This window comes from Acidovorax facilis (genome assembly GCF_050626955.1).
Classification (GTDB): Bacteria; Pseudomonadota; Gammaproteobacteria; order Burkholderiales; family Burkholderiaceae_C; genus Acidovorax; species Acidovorax facilis.
The window spans coordinates 1644187-1661100 of the sequence record NZ_CP192460.1; the positions used below are offsets into that span (position 1 = coordinate 1644187).

At 63.7% G+C, this 16914-nt stretch carries 17 protein-coding genes; 3 read left to right on the forward strand and 14 right to left on the reverse strand.

Translation table 11 applies throughout. The annotated features are described in order from the left end of the window. Positions 1–2 precede the first annotated feature (2 nt). Complete coding sequence (locus ACQ4MJ_RS07395) at positions 3–2087, reverse strand: TonB-dependent siderophore receptor (RefSeq protein ID WP_431173705.1); 2085 nt, start codon at positions 2085–2087, stop codon at positions 3–5. A 269-nt stretch (positions 2088–2356) separates the two neighbouring features. Beyond that, the gene (locus ACQ4MJ_RS07400) at positions 2357–2746 is read right to left on the reverse strand and encodes a hypothetical protein (RefSeq protein ID WP_431149381.1); all 390 of its coding nucleotides are present in this window, start codon (positions 2744–2746) and stop codon (positions 2357–2359) included. 259 nt (positions 2747–3005) lie between these two features. On the opposite strand from ACQ4MJ_RS07400, the gene ACQ4MJ_RS07405 reads away from it, so the two are divergent. Both ACQ4MJ_RS07405 and ACQ4MJ_RS07410 read left to right on the forward strand, forming a co-directional pair. After that, positions 3006–3416, forward strand: coding sequence for a hypothetical protein (locus tag ACQ4MJ_RS07405; RefSeq protein ID WP_431149380.1), 411 nt, complete (start codon positions 3006–3008; stop codon positions 3414–3416). Positions 3417–3482: 66 nt separating this feature from the next. Further along, a complete protein-coding gene (locus ACQ4MJ_RS07410; RefSeq protein WP_431149379.1) occupies positions 3483–4001 on the forward strand; it encodes a hypothetical protein in 519 nt (172 codons plus the stop codon). 199 nt (positions 4002–4200) lie between these two features. Here the strand turns inward: ACQ4MJ_RS07410 and mmsB are convergent, their stop codons facing one another. From mmsB to ACQ4MJ_RS07465, 11 genes are all read right to left on the reverse strand, one after another. Next, positions 4201–5127, reverse strand: a complete 927-nt coding sequence (gene mmsB / locus ACQ4MJ_RS07415; protein ID WP_431173706.1) for a 3-hydroxyisobutyrate dehydrogenase — start codon at positions 5125–5127, stop codon at positions 4201–4203. Positions 5128–5203: 76 nt separating this feature from the next. Continuing rightward, the gene (locus tag ACQ4MJ_RS07420) at positions 5204–5605 is read right to left on the reverse strand and encodes a DUF488 domain-containing protein (protein ID WP_431149377.1); all 402 of its coding nucleotides are present in this window, start codon (positions 5603–5605) and stop codon (positions 5204–5206) included. A gap of 30 nt (positions 5606–5635) precedes the next feature. Next, the gene (locus ACQ4MJ_RS07425) at positions 5636–6100 is read right to left on the reverse strand and encodes a TfoX/Sxy family protein (RefSeq protein WP_431149376.1); all 465 of its coding nucleotides are present in this window, start codon (positions 6098–6100) and stop codon (positions 5636–5638) included. A gap of 72 nt (positions 6101–6172) precedes the next feature. After that, the gene (locus ACQ4MJ_RS07430; protein WP_431149375.1) at positions 6173–7339 is read right to left on the reverse strand and encodes an acyl-CoA dehydrogenase family protein; all 1167 of its coding nucleotides are present in this window, start codon (positions 7337–7339) and stop codon (positions 6173–6175) included. A gap of 42 nt (positions 7340–7381) precedes the next feature. After that, positions 7382–7804 carry a lysozyme inhibitor LprI family protein gene (locus ACQ4MJ_RS07435; protein ID WP_431149374.1) on the reverse strand — a complete coding sequence of 141 codons (423 nt, stop codon included), beginning with the start codon at positions 7802–7804 and terminating at the stop codon, positions 7382–7384. A 163-nt stretch (positions 7805–7967) separates the two neighbouring features. Continuing rightward, positions 7968–9491 (reverse strand): CoA-acylating methylmalonate-semialdehyde dehydrogenase, encoded by a 1524-nt coding sequence (locus ACQ4MJ_RS07440; RefSeq protein WP_121506254.1) that lies wholly within the window; start codon positions 9489–9491, stop codon positions 7968–7970. 276 nt (positions 9492–9767) lie between these two features. Then, positions 9768–10313: a phage tail protein gene (locus ACQ4MJ_RS07445; RefSeq protein ID WP_431149373.1), complete on the reverse strand. Its 546-nt coding sequence runs from the start codon at positions 10311–10313 to the stop codon at positions 9768–9770. Positions 10314–10324: 11 nt separating this feature from the next. Beyond that, complete coding sequence (locus tag ACQ4MJ_RS07450; RefSeq protein WP_431149372.1) at positions 10325–11509, reverse strand: ABC transporter substrate-binding protein; 1185 nt, start codon at positions 11507–11509, stop codon at positions 10325–10327. Continuing rightward, complete coding sequence (locus ACQ4MJ_RS07455; protein WP_431149371.1) at positions 11506–12531, reverse strand: sulfotransferase; 1026 nt, start codon at positions 12529–12531, stop codon at positions 11506–11508. The genes ACQ4MJ_RS07450 and ACQ4MJ_RS07455 overlap by 4 nt, the downstream gene beginning before the upstream one ends. After that, on the reverse strand, positions 12519–13370 hold the full coding sequence (locus ACQ4MJ_RS07460) for an aspartyl/asparaginyl beta-hydroxylase domain-containing protein (RefSeq protein WP_431149369.1): 852 nt from the start codon (positions 13368–13370) through the stop codon (positions 12519–12521). Before ACQ4MJ_RS07460 ends, ACQ4MJ_RS07455 begins: the two co-directional genes overlap by 13 nt. Continuing rightward, on the reverse strand, positions 13367–14209 hold the full coding sequence (locus ACQ4MJ_RS07465) for a collagen-like protein (RefSeq protein WP_199726989.1): 843 nt from the start codon (positions 14207–14209) through the stop codon (positions 13367–13369). The genes ACQ4MJ_RS07460 and ACQ4MJ_RS07465 overlap by 4 nt, the downstream gene beginning before the upstream one ends. 479 nt (positions 14210–14688) lie before the next feature. On the opposite strand from ACQ4MJ_RS07465, the gene ACQ4MJ_RS07470 reads away from it, so the two are divergent. Beyond that, positions 14689–15585, forward strand: coding sequence for a LysR family transcriptional regulator (locus tag ACQ4MJ_RS07470; protein WP_431149368.1), 897 nt, complete (start codon positions 14689–14691; stop codon positions 15583–15585). Between the two features lie 111 nt (positions 15586–15696). On the opposite strand, the gene ACQ4MJ_RS07475 is transcribed toward ACQ4MJ_RS07470, so the two are convergent. Further along, the gene (locus tag ACQ4MJ_RS07475) at positions 15697–16896 is read right to left on the reverse strand and encodes a hypothetical protein (RefSeq protein WP_431149367.1); all 1200 of its coding nucleotides are present in this window, start codon (positions 16894–16896) and stop codon (positions 15697–15699) included. Positions 16897–16914: the final 18 nt, after the last annotated feature.

Sequence of the window (16914 nt, forward strand, 5' to 3'; positions counted from 1 at the left end):
ACTCAGAACTTGGCCTGAAGGCCAAGGGTGACCGTGCGCGCCGCCCCCGGCGCCACCCACACACGGCTGTACGAGCTGGTGTAGTGCACCTTGTCAAACACGTTGTCCACGTCCAGCGACAGGTTCAGCGTGGGGCTCAGGCGCCAGTACGCCATCAGCTTGGCCGTGGTGTAGCTTGGCAGCTCAAACGCGGCGGTGCCTGCATTGGCTTCGGCCTGCGTGCGGGCCTGGCCCAGGCGCTTGCCCATGTGCGTCACGCCGCCGCCTACGCCGTAGCGCTGGCCGTTGGCGAGCTGGTTTTCGTACACCGCCAGCACGCTGCCGTTGACCTTGGGCACGTTCAGCAGGCGGCCGCCCACCTCCAGCGTGTTGTCGCGGGTCACGTCCACGTCGTTGAACACCAGGCTCGCATTCACGCGCCAGTGGGTGCTCAGGCGGCCCGCCAGGTCCAGCTCCAGCCCCCGGCTGCGCACCTCGCCTGCAGCGGCGGAGAAGCCCGCGTTCAGCGGGTCGCTGGTCAGCACATTGCGCTTGATGATGTCAAACAGCGCCGCCGTGGCGCCCAGGCGCTGGTCGGCGCTCTCCCACTTGGCGCCTAGCTCCAGCGCACGGGATTTTTCCGGGTCAAAGCCGTTGCCCGCCACATTGCTGCCCGTGTTGGGGCGGAAGGAACTGCCCGCATTGGCATACACCGTCCACCCCGGCGTGGGCAGCCAGCTCACGCCCAGGCGCGGCGACACGGCCGATGGGCTTTGCGCCGTGGTGCGGTTGGTGATGCGGTTTTGCAGGCTCTGGTCGTAGTGGTCTGCCCGCAGCCCGGCCATCACGCGCCACTGCTCACCCAGCTTCAGGGTGTCTTGCACATACAGCGCGGCGTTGCGCTGCTTCTCCAGCGTGTCGGTGTTGCGCCCCGGTGTAGGCTGCGCCTGGCCGTACACGGGGTTGAAGATGTCGATGGCATACGGCGCGGCAGCGCTGGGGTTCACCCGCAGCATCACCGAATCCATGCTGAACCGGTAGCTCTCCACCCCCACCAGCAGCTCATGCTCCAGCCCGCCCGTGCGCAGGTTGCCCTGCAGCTCGGCCTGCACGGCCACGTCGTCCGACTGGAAGTCGCGATGCCGCCGCTGGCGCGTCAGCGTGCGGCCATTGGCCTGCAGCGCCGTGGCCTCGGTCGAGAAGCCCTCCATCCCCGTCTCGCGGTACGACAGCCCCACGCGGCTGCGCCAGTCGGGGTTCCACTCGTGCGACAGCACCAGCTGGTGCGTCTGGTTGGTCACCGTCACATCGCCATCGGCAGGCTCGCCCAGAAAGCGGCTGGCAGGCACCGCGCCCAGGCGGTTGTTGACCGCCACCACGCCCCGGTCCAGCGGCGTGGCGTGGCGCAGAAATTCAGCCGTGTACTCCAGCACCGTGTCGGGCGAGAGCTTCCAGGTCAACGCCGGGGCCACCACCTGCCGCTGCGCGCGCACATGATCGCGAAAGCTGCCCTTGTCTTCCACCGCCACGTTCAGGCGGTAGGCCAGCCGGTCATTGATGGAACCTGTGGTGTCCAGCGCCGCACGGCCCAGGCCGTAGCTGCCCGCATAGGCCTCCACCGAATGCGCGGGCTTCCACAGCGGCTTCTTGCTCACGATGTTGAGCGTGCCGCCGGGCTCGCTGCTGCCATACAGGGCCGCCGCCGGGCCTTTGAGGAACTCCACCCGCTCCACCCCCGCCAGGTCGCGCGGCGCATTGAAGCCCCGGTTGGACGAAAACCCGTTGAGCAGTGTCGCCATGCCCGTGTTCTCGTTGCCCGGCAGGCCACGGATGGCGATGTTGTCCCACAGCCCGCCAAAGTTGTTCTGGCGCGAGACCCCGCCCACATAGTCCAGCACATCATCCAGCCGCGTGGCGCCCAGGTCGTCCAGCGTCTGACGCGACATCACGCGAACGGATTGCGGCAGCTCGCGCAGCGGCAGGCTGGTCTTGGCACCTTCGGCCTCGTCGGCGTAGTAGGTGCCCGAGGCACTGCGGCCCACCACGTCCACGGCAGACAGGGTGGGTGGCGTGACCACATCGCCGTCTGCGGCCCAGGCGGGGTGCATGGATGCCAGAAACGCGGCAGCCGCCATGGCCGTCAAGGTGGGGCGTGGCGGGGTGGCTAGGCGAGAGGAAGAAAGAGAAGACAAAGAACGCATGGCAAACCAGTCCAAAAGCGGTGAATGCAAAAGCCAGGAGCAACGCGGCCCACACCCGCTTGGGTGGCGGCGGGTGCACAAGGTCGCGTGCCCGCACCCCCACGGGGGTGAATGCAAGGGCGAAAAAGAGAAGGGGATGCGCTATAGAGCGCAGGCTGGCTGGGGTCTGACGCGTGTCAGGCCCGCTGGGCTGGCGGAGGATCGCGAGCTGCAAACGGCCAGCGCACCTGCTGGGCCGTGAAGGGGGCTGCGCTGAGCGGCGCGACGGCGCTGGGTTCTGCGGGGACTTGCGGTTGGCGAGCCGGTGCATGCGCCAGCCCCGCCTCCAGCGCGTGGGTCAGGCACCAGACGCAGGGGGAGTGTGTCTCTTCGCTGTGATCGTCGCTGGCTGCGGAGCTGGTTGCCAACGCATCCACATCGCCTGCGGTTGCCGAGGCTGTGGCGCTGCGCACCACTTCCTGGATGTGCCGCCCCTCATGCAGGGGCGCGCCCGCCAGGGCGTTGAACGACGCCACCAGCAGAAGCACGATGTGGAAAGGCAGGGTGGAGATGGTGCGGCGCAGCATGAGGGGATGCGAATCATACTCAACTGCGGGTGGTGGCGCGAGGAAGCGCCGACGCGCCGGTTCCGCACTTCCGCGAGCTATAGTCTGACCGGCTAAAGCAGCCGGGTTTGATGGAATTTTTATACCTGGATTTTTGAACAGCTCTATGGCCGCAAACATAGGCCCGGAGCCACATCCAAGGTGAATCAATGTCCAGAGTATCCCGTACGGCCCAGTCTATTTCGCAAGGCTTGCGGGATACATCACGTAAGAAGTTCACATGACAAAAGAAATACAGCAACCCCCAACAGGGGACAAGAGATACAGAGTTCATCGCTCTGTCAAATGCTATCTCTTGGAAATGCTGTGCGGAACTGGTTTCTGTACTTTATACATTTCAGAGTCTATTGAGCGAGTGGTCTACAGATTTCCAAATGGAGTAGAAAAAGTACAGTATAAGAATAACTTCTACGATTTGCAGTCAGCGGAGAGAATGTCCGAATTGGTAAATCAGCATCTAGCAGATAAGGGTGGAGTCAATTTATCCGGAAAATCACTTTACGCATACAAGAAAGATAATTCATTTACTCCATATCCATTTATTGACATCACAAGCAATGATGATCGTGAGCAGTATCCAAAGCTCCGGGAAAAGTGGTTGAAATCAGATGCTTTCAAAAAAGAGTTCTAACCATACGTCGCAGCCGACCGCTACGCGGCGGCTGAACTCAGGGCGTTATGCACTAGGTAAGCCCACATGAGCCTAGAAATTCCGGAAATCGATAATTGTTGCGAAAAAGAGACCTATGCTTTTTTTGGTCTTGCAGCATACTGGGCGCAGGTGCTGGAGCACTCAGCATTAAATCTTGCAATCGTCCTAAATCTTCCTGGCGCTTCACTTATGAGTCAGGAGATATTTGATAATGTATACAGTACACTAACAAAGAAAACCTTTGGTCAATTGCTAAAATCAACCAAAGGTATCTCAAATATATCTGAAGCTGATGAATCATATCTTGGTGAAGCACTAGAGCTTCGAAATATATTGATCCATCACTATTTCAGGGAGCATGCCGAGAATCTTGTTTCCGCAGTCGGCCGCCAAGAAATCAAGAAAGAACTTCAATTAATAATTTCAAAATTCAAACGCGCTGACAAAATCCTTGAAGATATCTATGCGCCTTTATGGGAAAGGTATGGTGTAACTGAGGAGTTTATTGGCGAGCACCTTGAAGAGCTTCGTGTTAAAGCTGAGATTCGCGACAAGGATACATAACAACTGGTTCAAACCGTTCGCTTCGCTCACTGGGATGAGCTAAAGCCCGCCCCTTAGCCAAACGTTGCAACGTCTCCACTCTGGAACTGAAGCGCGATGGGAAGTGAATCTCGCCGGGTTTTGAGGAGTCTTTTCCACTCCGGTCAGTCCAATAAAAAGCGCCAGCAGACGCTGGCGTTTTTCTGTAACGGAAGAGCGATTACCCCTTCTGTACCATCTTGATAATGCTGGAAAAATCCAGCGCCCCATGTCCCGCCAGGCTGTGCGCCGCATACAAATTGCGCGCCATCCCCCCTAGCGGCGTCGCAGCCTTCACCGCCATCGCGTTCTCTTGCGCCAGCCCCAGGTCCTTGAGCATCAGGTCCGTCCCAAACCCACCCGCGTAACCCTTGCTGGCAGGCGCGGTTTCCATCACGCCGGGGAAGGGGTTGTACTTTTCCAGCGCCCAGTTGCCGCCCGAGCTGCGGCGCATGATTTCGCTCAGCACCTTGGGGTCCAGGCCGTTGGCTACGCCCAGGGCAATGGCTTCGCTGGTGCCTGCCATCAGGATGCCCAGGAGCATGTTGTTGCAGATCTTGGCCGTCTGGCCTGCGCCCACGCTGCCTGCGTGGAAGATGTTGGCGCCCATTTTTTCGAGCACGGGGCGGGCGCGTTCCAGGTCGGCGGCGTCGCCACCCACCATGAAGGTGAGGGTGCCTGCAATGGCGCCGCCGGTGCCGCCCGAGACGGGCGCGTCGATAAACGCCACGCCCTTGGCCTTGGCGGCTTCGGCCACCTTGCGGGAGGTGGCGGCAGCGATGGTGGAGCAGTCGATGATCAGCGTGCCCGCAGGCAACTGGGCCAGCAGCTCGCCCGCGCCGAGGAACAGGCCTTCGACATGCTGGCTGGCGGGCAGCATGCTGATGACGACTTCGGCGCCTGCGACTGCCGCCTTGGCATCGGCGGCGATGGGCACGCCGTCTGCGGCCAGCTTGTCGCGGGCGGGTTGGGAGAGGTCGAACGCGCGCACTTCGTGGCCTGCCTTGTGCAGGTTGTGTGCCATGGGGCCGCCCATGTTGCCGAGGCCGATGAATGCGATTTTCATGCTGTGTTGCTCCTGGATGTCGTTGTGATGGTGAAAGGGAATGGGTGCGGATTTAGTATGAATTTGATAGCTAGAAAGGCTTATCCATCGAGCGGTAGCGGCCTAAAAAACTTGAAATCTAGGGGCTGATGTCGGCCCCACGGCTGGCCAGCTCGGCGCGCAGCACCGAGCGGTGGCAGCGGGCTTCGTCCTCGCAGTAGCAGCCCAGCGACATGGCGCTGTGGTGCGACAGCGCGGCCAGCAAATCCAGCGTGCGGCTCGCCTCGGGCTGGGCCAGCTCTTTGCGGAACTGTTTGGCGAAGGCCTCCCAGTCCTTGTCGCCTTCTTGGCCGGTGGGCACCTGCTGGCCCTGGGCCATGAGGTCGGCGCTGGGGGAGAGCAGGGGGTACCACACGTCGTAGTAGTCGCGGGTGGCGAACTCGGCCTTGGGCACGCCACGCGGCGGGCGGCGCACGGTGCCGATGCGGGTGCCTTCCCCGGCGGCGCGCGGGGTGCCAAGGCGGACGATGCGTAGGGGCATGGTGGTGGGCTCCGGATGGGGTGGGGCAGATCAGTCGTCGGCTTCGAAGATGCTGTGCTTCTTCGCGGCGGCTTTTGTCTTCGGCTTGGTGCCGATGGTGGCGGGTGCTTTCTTCGCTGCAGCCGGGGTGTTGGCTGTTTTCTTCTTGCGCGGCGAGGCCTTGGCCAGCGGGTTGTACGCCAGGGCTTCTTCGACCCAGTAGTTCCACTGCGCGCGTGTGGTGTAGCCGTTGGGCTCCACCCAGAAGTAGCCCTGCATGCCGCCGCCGGGCGAGAGTTCGCGGGTGTTCTGCATCTCCTGCAGTTCGCCATGGCGGTCGGGTGGCAGGCGCACCAGCAGCTCTTCACCTTTGATGCCAATGCACAGCTTGCCCTCCACAAAGAAGCAGTAGCAGCCAAACATGGTCCGCTCTTCCACGTCGCTGCGGTGCGCGAGCGCCGTGCGGATGGCGTCGATCAGGTGCAGGGTTTCGTCGGAGAGGGGGCGGGCGGGCATGGGTTCTGATTCAAATGTGCTGCTACCGCCCGTTGGATAAGCGCTAGCAGCTATGAAAACAGGAGTAAGCGCTCAGCGAATCACCTCCGTCGCATCCCCATCCAGCATGCGCCGCGCAATGATGACGCGCATGATCTCGTTGGTGCCTTCCAGGATCTGGTGCACGCGTGCGTCGCGCAGCAGGCGCTCCAGCGGGTATTCGCGGATGTAGCCGTAGCCGCCGTGCAGTTGCAGGGCGTCGTTGATGACGGTGAAGCCTGCGTCGGTGGCAAAACGTTTGGCCATGGCGCAGTAGGTGGATGCGTCGCGCGCACCAGCGTCGAGCTTGCTGGCGGCCAGGCGCACCATCTGCCGCGCGGCCACCAGTTCGGTCGCCATGTCGGCCAGCTTGAACTGCAGGGCCTGGAAGCTGGCGATGGGTTTGCCGAACTGCTTGCGGTCTTGCATGTATCGCTGGGCAGCGTTAAGCGCGCCTTGCGCCGCGCCCACGGAGCAGGTCGCTATGTTGATGCGGCCGCCGTCCAGGCCCTTCATGGCGATCTTGAAGCCTTCGCCCTCGCGGCCCAGCAGGTGGTCGGCGGGGATGCGCACGTTGTCGAAGCTGATGGTGCGCGTGGGCTGGCTGTTCCAGCCCATCTTCTGCTCCTTCTTGCCGTAGCTGATGCCGGGCGCATCGGCGGGCACGGCAAAGGCGCTGATGCCGCTGGCGCCGGATTGCGCATCACCGGTGCGGGCCATGAGCACCAGTACGTCGGTGCTGCCTGCGCCGCTGATGAAGGCCTTGCTGCCATTGATGACGTATTCGTTGCCCACCAGCTCGGCCCGGGTCTTGAGCGAGGCGGCGTCGGAGCCCGCGCCAGGCTCAGTCAGGCAGTAGCTGGCGAGCTTTTCACCCGTGGTGAGCAGCGGGCCCCAGTGGTCGCGCACGGCGGGTGTGGCCCAGGTGCCCAGCATCCAGGTGGCCATGTTGTGGATGGTGATGAAGGCGGTGGTGCTGGGGTCCACAGCCGCCATTTCTTCAAAGACCAGGGTGGCGTCCAGCCGGGGCAGGGCGAGGCCACCAGCGGCTTCGGGCGCGTACAGGCCACAAAAGCCCAGCTCGCCCGCCTTGGCGATGGCTTCTTTCGGGAAGATGCCTTCTTCGTCCCAATGCGCGGCGTGGGGTGCGAACTCAGCTTGTGCAAAGTCGCGGGCCGTCTGGGCAAAGGCGCGTTGTTCTTCGGTGAGTTCAAAGTCCATGCTGCTTGTCTCGTTGGTTCTTGTTGTTCTGGGGTGGAGTTCTTAAGGCTTGGCAGACGGGTGGTCCAGCGTCAGCCAGCGCATCAGGCCTCTGCGGCGGTTCTCGGTCTCTGCGGTGAGGCAGTCGTGGTACAGGCGCGGCCACTCGGGTTCTGACTCGCTGGCGCGCGTGGCCTGCTTGCACCGCGTGATGCGGTCGCGCTGCCAGTTGGTGTGCTCCTGGCGCAGCTGGGGGCGTTCATGGGCCGACAGGGCGCGCATCACATCACCGTAGAGGATGGCGATCTGCGTGTCCGCGACCTGGTAGGCCTTGACCGCGCACGCGTTGGTCTCTTCCAGACTACCGGCGTCGCGGCATGCTGCGCCTGCCTGGGCGTAAACACCCGGGCTCAGCAACAACGCACCCCCGGCGGTTGCAGTTACGGCCACCGTTGACACCCAATTCTTCAGTTTGAAAATTTGCATGTCCTGCTTTTACCACCGACCAATGCAGTCGAAACCAGCGCGGCCCAATGCCAGCGCCACCGTGCAAGGGCCGCCATCTCACGGTTCAGGCACGGGTGGCGTCCCCCTTCCGCATGGCGCAGCGATGCAGAGAAAGGGGGAAGCGGCGCAGCCGCTCAGGGGGTTATTTCAGGCTAATTGTGGTGTTGACACCCTGGCTCACCGTGCTGTCATCAAACCAGCGGGCCGTTACCGTCTTGGTCTGTGTGTAGAACATCACGACCTGCTTGCCGTAGGGGCCCAGGTCACCCAGCTTGGAAGCGCGCGAGCCGGTGAACGAGAACAGGGGCACTGGCACGGGGATTGGCACGTTGATGCCGACCTGGCCCACGTCGATCTCTTCCTGGAACTTGCGCGCTGCCGCACCCGACTGGGTGAAGATGGCAGTGCCATTGCCGTTGGGGTTGGCGTTGATGAATTCGATGGCTTCGTCGATGTCGGCGGCGGGCACCAGGGCCAGCACGGGGCCAAAGATTTCCTGGTCGTAGATGGCCATGCCGGGCTTCACGTTCGAGAAGATCGTCGGGCCCACAAAGTTGCCCTTTTCATAGCCGGGCACCGTGGGCTTGCGGCCATCGAGCTCTAGCGTGGCGCCGTCGGCAATGCCGCGCTCGATCAGGCCTTCCACGCGGGCGAGGGCGGCGCAAGACACCAGTGGGCCCACATCGGTGCCCTTTTCGGTGCCGCCGTTGACCTTGAGCGTCTTGGCCTTGGCCACCAGCTCGGGAATCCACTTTTGTGCCTCGCCCACCAGCACCACCACGGGCAGGGCCATGCAGCGCTGGCCAGCGGCGCCAAACGAGGCACCGGCAATCGCGTTGAGCGTTTGCTCCTTGTTCGCGTCGGGCAGGATGATGGCGTGGTTCTTGGCGCCCATCATGCATTGCGCGCGCTTGCCGGCCAGGGTGGCGCGGTTGTACACATGGGTGCCCACCTTGGTGGAGCCCACGAACGACACGGCCTTGATGTCCTTGTGGTCGCAGATCGCGTTCACGGCCATTTCGCCGCCGTGGATCACGTTGAGCACGCCGGGTGGAATGCCGGCTTCGAGCGCCAGCTCCACCAGGCGCATGGTCACCATGGGGTCTTGCTCGGAGGGCTTGAGCACAAAGGTGTTGCCCGTGGCAATCGCCATGGGGAACATCCACAGCGGGATCATGGCCGGGAAGTTGAAGGGGGTGATGCCTGCGCACACGCCCAGCGGCTGCAGCAGGGTGTAGGTATCCACGCCACCGGCCACGTTGTTGGCCAGCTCGCCCAGCTGCAAGTTGCCGATGCTGGCAGCGTGTTCGACCACTTCGAGGCCACGGAACACGTCACCTTCGGCGTCCGGCAAGGTCTTGCCTTGTTCTGCCGTCAGGATCGCGGCCAGCTCGGCCATGTTCTCGCGGATCAGCTGCTGGTACTTGAGGAAGATGCGGGCGCGGGTGCCGATGGGCGTCTTCTTCCAGGTCTTGAACGCTTCCTTGGCCGAGGCCACGGCGGCGTCGATTTCTTCAGCGGTGGCAAACGGCACGCGGGCCAGCACCTCTTGCGTGGCGGGGTTGACCACGTCGCGCCATTCAGTGGTCTTGGATTCGACGAACTGGCCGCCGATCAGCAGCTTGACGGTGGGGGCCAGTGCGGCCACGTTGGTGGGTGCGTTCATGGGTTTGTCTCCGGGGTGGTGAAGGGCCTGCAATGGGGCCAACCCGTGCATGGTATGCGTGCAAATATGTAATTGCAATGCGTCAAATTGCAATTTGGATGTGCTTTTACGCACATTGTTCGCCTTGCACCTTCGCCCTTCAGTTCACGGGCTTCCAGATGAAGGGGAAGCCTTTGGAGCTTGCGCTTCACCCCATCGACGGGAGGGCCCGCCTCCAGAAAAAAAGGGCAGGCCCTGCGGCCTGCCCCTTTTCCAGATGCGCGCAGCGCGGAGCACTCAATTTCTGGAGGGAAAAATGCCTTGCAAAGCGATGATGAAGCTCACAGCGAGAGAGGGTTGCATCACGGAAACGGGCGAGTTGTTTCCAGCGCTTCCGGTGTTGCCATTGCTCACCGGAAGTTGCGTATTGGCGCTGGCACTGGGCGCGTACTGCGCATTGCGCTGGTTGGACGCTGCCGGTACGTTACCTGGACCGGGTTCCATGAGCGTGCCAACGCTGGTTGTTGCGGGTGAAGAGAGAGAGACGGTGTGCGTGTGTGCCGGTAAATTTGTGGAGAGCAAGGTGACATTTTCAGTACCCTCAATCTCACCCAGGACGCGGAGTGTAAGTCCCGGACCCTGACCATGGCCCATGGGAACTCGCCCTCGCAGATCGGGCAGGCCGAAGGTCGTTTGCCCGTTTCCTCCATACGTGGTGCCCAGCAGGGCAAACAATGCAGAGTTTTGTGCAATAGAGATAAGTTGGCCGTTGCAAAACGCCCAGCCGTTGGGGGCAAAGGTGCCTCCGAACATTCGTATTTCACCGATAAAGGGTTGGGACATGGGTTTCCTCTTTAAGTCAAAAGATAGCCAGTAGTCCAGCCGCGTTGTGAAACGGCTGTTCCTGGTGTGTGGGTGGGGCGCAGGACTCGGGCGCTGGCTCCCAAAACGGGGTTTTCCCACAGAGGGCCTTCACTGTCGCTAGCTGCATTAGCCCAACGGCGCTCCCCACGGGGGCCCGCAAGGAGGCTATTGGGCAGACTGGCCCACAGTTCGCGAGCACGGGCCCCCTGGGGTGCAGCGGCCAGCGCCGCACCGAGGGTGGCGCCAGCCTCAGCCCCCAGCAGTGCAGCCGCCGTCCAGCCCAGGCCCGCTTGCGCGAAGCGGGTCTTCCATGCAGTGTCGGCGAATTCATTCGAAGGCCAGGTGGCAACGGTGTGCGCCTGAATGCCTGGGTGGTGTTCAGTCAGCCAGGGCAAGCCTGCCAAACTTGTGTGCAGTGCCGCCGAGTGCTTTTGCCACCATTGGGCAAAGCGCTGCGACTGGGAGCCCGAATACAGTGCAACCACTGCGTCGGGCTGGTGCGACATGATGGACTGCTTCAGGCCCCCAAATTCGGAGGCGTTGCCCGGCATGTCTGCTATGTGGCGGCCCACCACCTTCCCACCCAGCGCCTGCCAGCGCTGCTGGAAAGACTGTAGGAAGTCAAAACCCGACTCGTGCCGCCCCATGCTGAGAAAGGCGCGCGGGCCGCATTGCGCGTACACCCGGTCGGCGAGGGCTGTGGCCATGGCACACAGTTCCAGGCTGTGGCGAACCGTCAGTGGGTGGGTATCAGACTGCGAAACCATGTCTGCGCCCGTGTCGCTGATCCACAGTGGCACGCCTGCCGACTCTGTCAAGGGCGACACTTTGTTTGCCAGCGCGGGAGGCATCCATCCCATCACCGCGTGAAACGGCCTGGCTTGAAGCGCCGCACCCACTGCCTTGGCAGGCGCTGATGGCAGCAAGCCTGCAGTCAGCCAGGTCAGGGCGACTTGGGACGAGGCTCCGGCCTGGGCCAACCCTAACTCCACACCTTGCTGGTAGTCACGGGTCAGCTCCGGCAGTTTTTCGGAGCTGGGGGCGATGGCCAAGATGCGCCAGCGTGGGTTTGCTGTGCCCAGGGAGTTCAGGAGGGGGGTGGCAGCCTGAACACCGGAGGCCGCTGCGGCCCCGCCAGTGGCCAGAAAATGGCGTCGATGCAGTGCCGCGATCATTGCAGTGCTTCCTCAGACTGGGTGGTAACTGCCGCAGGGTGGCTGCGCCGCTTGGCGTGGAGCCTCTCGTAGTGAGGTGCGATCCACTGCGCAGTCAAGGATTGGAGAAGGTCGCTTGCCATGCTGTGTTTGGTGTGTGTATCTGGTTCAAAGACTTCGTGGGGTTGCTTGCCATGCCGTGTGGCGCGCTCGCGCATTCTTTCTCGATCCGCGTGCGAGACCTGCCAGCGCATGTGGGGGAGCACCTGTGTTTCGATGGCATCGGGCAACTGGGCGTAGTCGAGCAACAGCGCGCGTGTGGGGTCGAATTGCTGCGCCATGGCTGCGTAAATACTGCCAAGCATCTGGGCGCAATACTGCTCGGCAGACATGGCGTGCATTTCGGCAGGGTTGACCCCACCAAAGTTATGGCCCAGCGCGCCTTGGACCATAAAAAACGCACGCTCGCGCATCTGGGACACCAGCACCGCGAGCGGCTCGCGGGTAAGGAAGACCCAAGGCGCATCGGGCCAGGCTTTTGCAAACAGCGGTGCCTTGTCTGTGTTCCAGGCGTCCTGCTTGAGGCTCATGGTTTGCAGCGGGGGGCTGGCGCTGTCGCAGCGCTGCGCCCAGGCGCTGGTCCACGCGCGCAACGCACGGACCACCTGGGCTTCGTCGATCAGGCCAGAGGCCAGCGCCTGTCGTACCAGGAAGTCCACGGGGCCCGGCTCAGACAGTTGCAGGTGGTGGGGGCTTTCTGCCAGCGTTTGTGTGATCAGGGTGGACCCGCAGCGCGACACATGGAAGATGACGAGCGAAGGATCGAGACCTGGGGATTGCTCATGCCAGGCCAGCAGGTCGTGAAGCGGCGTCTGGCGCCGAAACGCCAGGTGGAAGGGGTGCCTCAGCTGATTCTGGATGCCATGCTGGAAAAACGGTTCACGCAGCGGCGCGTCCAGCAGGCGAGCCCAGTCCACCATCACCTGGTCCTGGGCGATGTAAAAGCGAATGGGTCGCCAGCCGCTGAAGTTCACAGTACCCATTGCTCAGTCCATGCGCGGCGCCCGGCCTTCATGGCCGACTCCACGTCCGATGCGTCAAATTGAAAGCCCGCGGCCTGCCCCATGTGCACTGACTCACGCACGAAGTCGGCCAGGTTGGTGATGGTGCTGAGTCGCTCTGCATAGTCAGCGTTGGTCCCCACCAGGTCGCGGAACTGGATGAACTGGCGCCACGGGTCATCCGCGTCGGGCAGGGGGTCACCGCAGTCGCTCGCGCGCAGGGCATCGACCAAGCGCATGTCCACCGAGGTGTCGGCCACCAGGTGGACTCGGCTCAGGGTGCCACGGTTGCGCACCCGGTGCGGGCGCGACACATCCACATACCAGCATTCGCCCGCGCGCAGCGGAATGCGCTCTCCATCCACATGGAAGAACACCCGTTCGCCGGTTTGCAGCGGCACATGCAGGCGAGCCTCACCGCGCCCCACACAGAGGTCGGCGTCGGTGTGCTCCTTGATCTCGCAGCCCGGCAGCAATTGCATCAGCCGCACGGACTTCCATGGCAATGCCATGGTGTCCAGCATGGCGCGCAGCGTGGGGCATTGGTCCAGGGCCGGTGTGTCGGCATAGCGCGATGCAGCCACATCCACGGGAACGACATCGATAGGTGCCTCGGGCGCAGCACGCAGCGCCAGCGCCTGCCATCCCCCGTCATGGCGGCCTTCATTGAAATGGGTGCGCCAGAGGGAGGCCGGCAGCGCATTCACCTCTGCCAGGGCGGCGGGGGTGTCAAACCGCCAGGGCAGCCGTGCTGTCTGCGCGCCCTGCACCCACAGGCCCCGTGGTGGCAGTTCAGCAAGCGATGATTCCGCAGACGTCATTGCGTGCAGATGGCGTAAGCACTGCAGGCGGTCGTCAAAGCGGGAACGCGGTAGGAGTTGAGCAGGCGGACTGACCAGCCCTGCACCCCGGCCGCACAAGCACCGCCTTCGACGGGGCGGTTGGCCGCCACATATACACCGTCTGCTTCGATCCCCCCAGCGCCACTGGCCCCTTCGTACCCGCCGCCGATGACTTTCTCGCCCGCATTGCAGCAGGAGGTCACAGCGCAGCTGTCTGCCGTGCCTGTGCCAGTGGCTGGCCGAATATTGACAGTGATCGCGTTGCTGCCTGCAGGACCCTGGGGGCCGGTGGCCCCTGTGGCACCTGCCGGGCCCACCGAGCCGGTGGCACCCGTGGCGCCGGTAAGGCCTGCTGTTCCTTGGGCGCCGGGTGTTCCCGCTGGTCCGGTAGCGCCTGTAGCGCCGGCCGAGCCCGTGGCACCCGTTGGACCTGCGCTGCCCGTGGCTCCTGTCGCTCCCGCCGGGCCTGTGGCGCCCGTAGCCCCTGTCAGGCCCGCCGGGCCTGTTGCTCCTGTTGCACCGGTGGCGCCCGTCGCTCCGGTGGTGACCCCGGGAGCACATTGGCCCAGACGCCCGGTCGGGCCGTCAAAACACAGCACATTGGCATTGGTATTGGCCGTTCCCGAGAGACTGGGAACCCGCACTTCGCCAGAGTCTTGTACGCGCAGGCGCTCGGTATTGCCCGGCCCCTTGACCACGAATCCACCACCTGCCGGGGGCGTGAAACTTATATCCGCAGCGTGGACGGACACAGTGGCCAGTGCCAGGCAGGCTGGACCAGCCCAAAGCGACTTATAGGGAAAAGTGGTGCGTTTCATAGAGGTTGAGGGCTAAGGATGCGGGTGGGCAAAGCAGGGCAGCACAGGCCCCGTGGTGCGAAAAGATGGGAGGGGTGACAAATGGCCCGTGGCCGCGAAGGTGAACGCCCTGGACAGGCGCGGGAGCCGGTGGGACCCCTTGCACGGCATGGGCATGCCGGCAGACAGCCCCGGAGGCTGCGCGAATGCGTTCATCTTTTCTCCCTTGCGCTGAACTGTTGCTGGCCGCCATGGCGGGTGTGTAGACCCGTTTGGCTCTGGTTGCGGTGCGCTGCCCTGTTCTGTGTGCAGGTTTCAGCGCGGGCGGAGTGTGCAATAGAAAGCATACTGTGTAAATTGTTAAATGACATGTATCAAACGATACGTGGCGACATGACGTACCTATCCAGTGGGTCTTGGTGGGCCCGGCCGGGCTGATTTCGGCGGCGCTGGGCCGGGTGTTCTTCCGCCATCTCTGCGCGGAGCGCCACAATCGGGCCATGGATTGGGACCATTTCCGCTATTTTCTGGAGCTGGCGCGCGCTGGCACGCTGGCAGGCGCCGCCCGCCGCCTTGGGGTGGAGCACACCACCGTGTCGCGCCGGTTGCAGGCGCTGGAAAAGCAGGTCGGCTCGGCCCTGTTTGCCCGTGAAGCAGGCGGCCACCGGCTGACCGAGGCCGGGCGGCAGCTGATGCCCAAGGTGGAGGCGATGGAGACGGCCTTTCTTGCGGTCGAGAGCGCGGCCCCGGGTGTGCGCCAGGGCCTGCACGGCCTGGTGCGCATTGGCACCACCGAAGGTTTTGGCAATTTGATCCTGGCGCCCCAACTGGCCCGCTTTGCGCTGGGCCACCCGGGCCTGGTGGTGGACCTGCTGGCGCTGCCCCGGCTGGTGCACCTGTCGCGGCGCGAGGCGGACATCGTGATCTCGCTGGAGCGCCCGGCGCGCGGGGCGGTGCTGGTGGTCAAGCTCACTGACTATGTGCTGCAGCTGTACGGTGCGCGCAACTACTTGGCGGGTCATGCGCCCATCCATACGGCCGATGATTTGCGCGGCCACACCTTCATCAGCTACGTGGATGACCTGCTGTTCAGCAAGGAACTGCAGATCCTGGACGAGCTGCACCGCCCGGCGCATTTTGTGCTGCGCAGCACCAGCATCCTGGCGCAGTACGAGGCGGCGCGTGCCGGCGCTGGGCTTGCGGTGCTGCCTGCGTTCGTGGCGGCACAGGACCCGTCGCTGATCCCGGTGCTGCCTGGGCTGGCGCGGTTTCAGCGAACGTTCTGGATGTCGATGCCTGCAGAGAACAAACACGTTGCACGCATGCAGGCCACATGGGCGTTCTTGCGCGAAGCCGTGGCAGCGCAGCAGGGGCTCTTGTTGCCACCAGTTGTTTGAATTCGCTATATAAATAATAGCGTTTTGCGCTTTATCTACAAGCGCCAGGGCCTGTTTTTATTCATTTTTTGCCCAACAAAGCCGTGTTCTTCCCGCTGGCGCCGGGGCCGATCAGCGCCGGGTTGCTGTGGCGGAGGTTCTCCACTCTGCTGGAACCCATTCATACAAAGGGCTGGGGTCCCGCTGCCAGCCCTGGGGCGCCACGGCCCGGGCAGTGCCTGCGGGCAGGCCGCCGCCTGGACCCATGTCGATGGCGGCCAGTTGCTGCATCCAGGTGACGTCCACGGTGCCGTCGGGCGCGGGGCGGGAGAAGATCAGCGCCAGCATCCGGCGCGCCTGGGGATCGCCGCTGCTGGCAGCGATCTGGTACAGGCGCACGGCTTCGGTGTAGTTGGCGGGAACGCCATCGCCCTGGTGGTACCTCCGGGCTTCGTTGTACCAGTCTGCTGCGCTGTAGCGTGCGGACCGCGCGCCCCCGGCGGGTCCGCTTTGGATGCGGCTGGTTAGCAGGCTTGCGTTCGCTGCCGCGGCTTCAGACCGTGTAGACGCCGACTGGAACTGGGCCAGCGCTTTTTCGAAGTCGCCTGCCGCCAGGTATTCCAACCCGAGTTCGTTTCTGGCCTGTGCATTGCCCGCGCGGCTGGCCTCGGTCAGCAGCTTCAGCAGGGTGGGGCTCGATGGGGGCGGGGCCAACGCCCCTGCGTCCCGCGTCGGTGCTGCGGCACGGGGCTCGTCCATGGGGGCCAGTGCCTTGGCGGCATGCCATTGCAGGTACTTGGCCAGGCCAGGCTCTGTACGGCGCACCAGAGCGATCCAGTGCATGGCCGCGACCGGGTTGGGCGCTGCAACACAGCCGCTGAGCTGGCACCACGCCAGGCCGGCAGGTGCCAGTGGGTGGCCCAGCATTTGCGCGCGCTCGAACCAATGCTGGGCTTGTGGCGGGTCTGCGGGCATGGCCAGGCCATGCAGCGCCAGCAAGCCCAGCAACCAGGCCGCATCGGCAGGGGTCATGTCCGAGGTCACACGGACTGCGGAGGGGCGCTGTTTGCGCATGGCCGCCCCATCGCCTTGCGCTGTGCGGCGAAGTGTCTGCAACTTTTTCTCCCGGTCAGGATGCTCAGGCCCCGGTGCGCGTGGCGATGCTGCATGCAGGGAGGAACGTTCGATGGGGGCTTCGGCAGGTGAGGGCAGTGCATGCACGGACCCCAGCGCCGGCAAGGCCAGGCCCAGAAAGGCTGTGCCGACCGCTGCCAGTGCATGGGCCACATGGCCGCAGTTGAAGCGGCGGCGGGCGAGGGGCAGGGCGATCATGGCTGGCTTGCGCGGCGC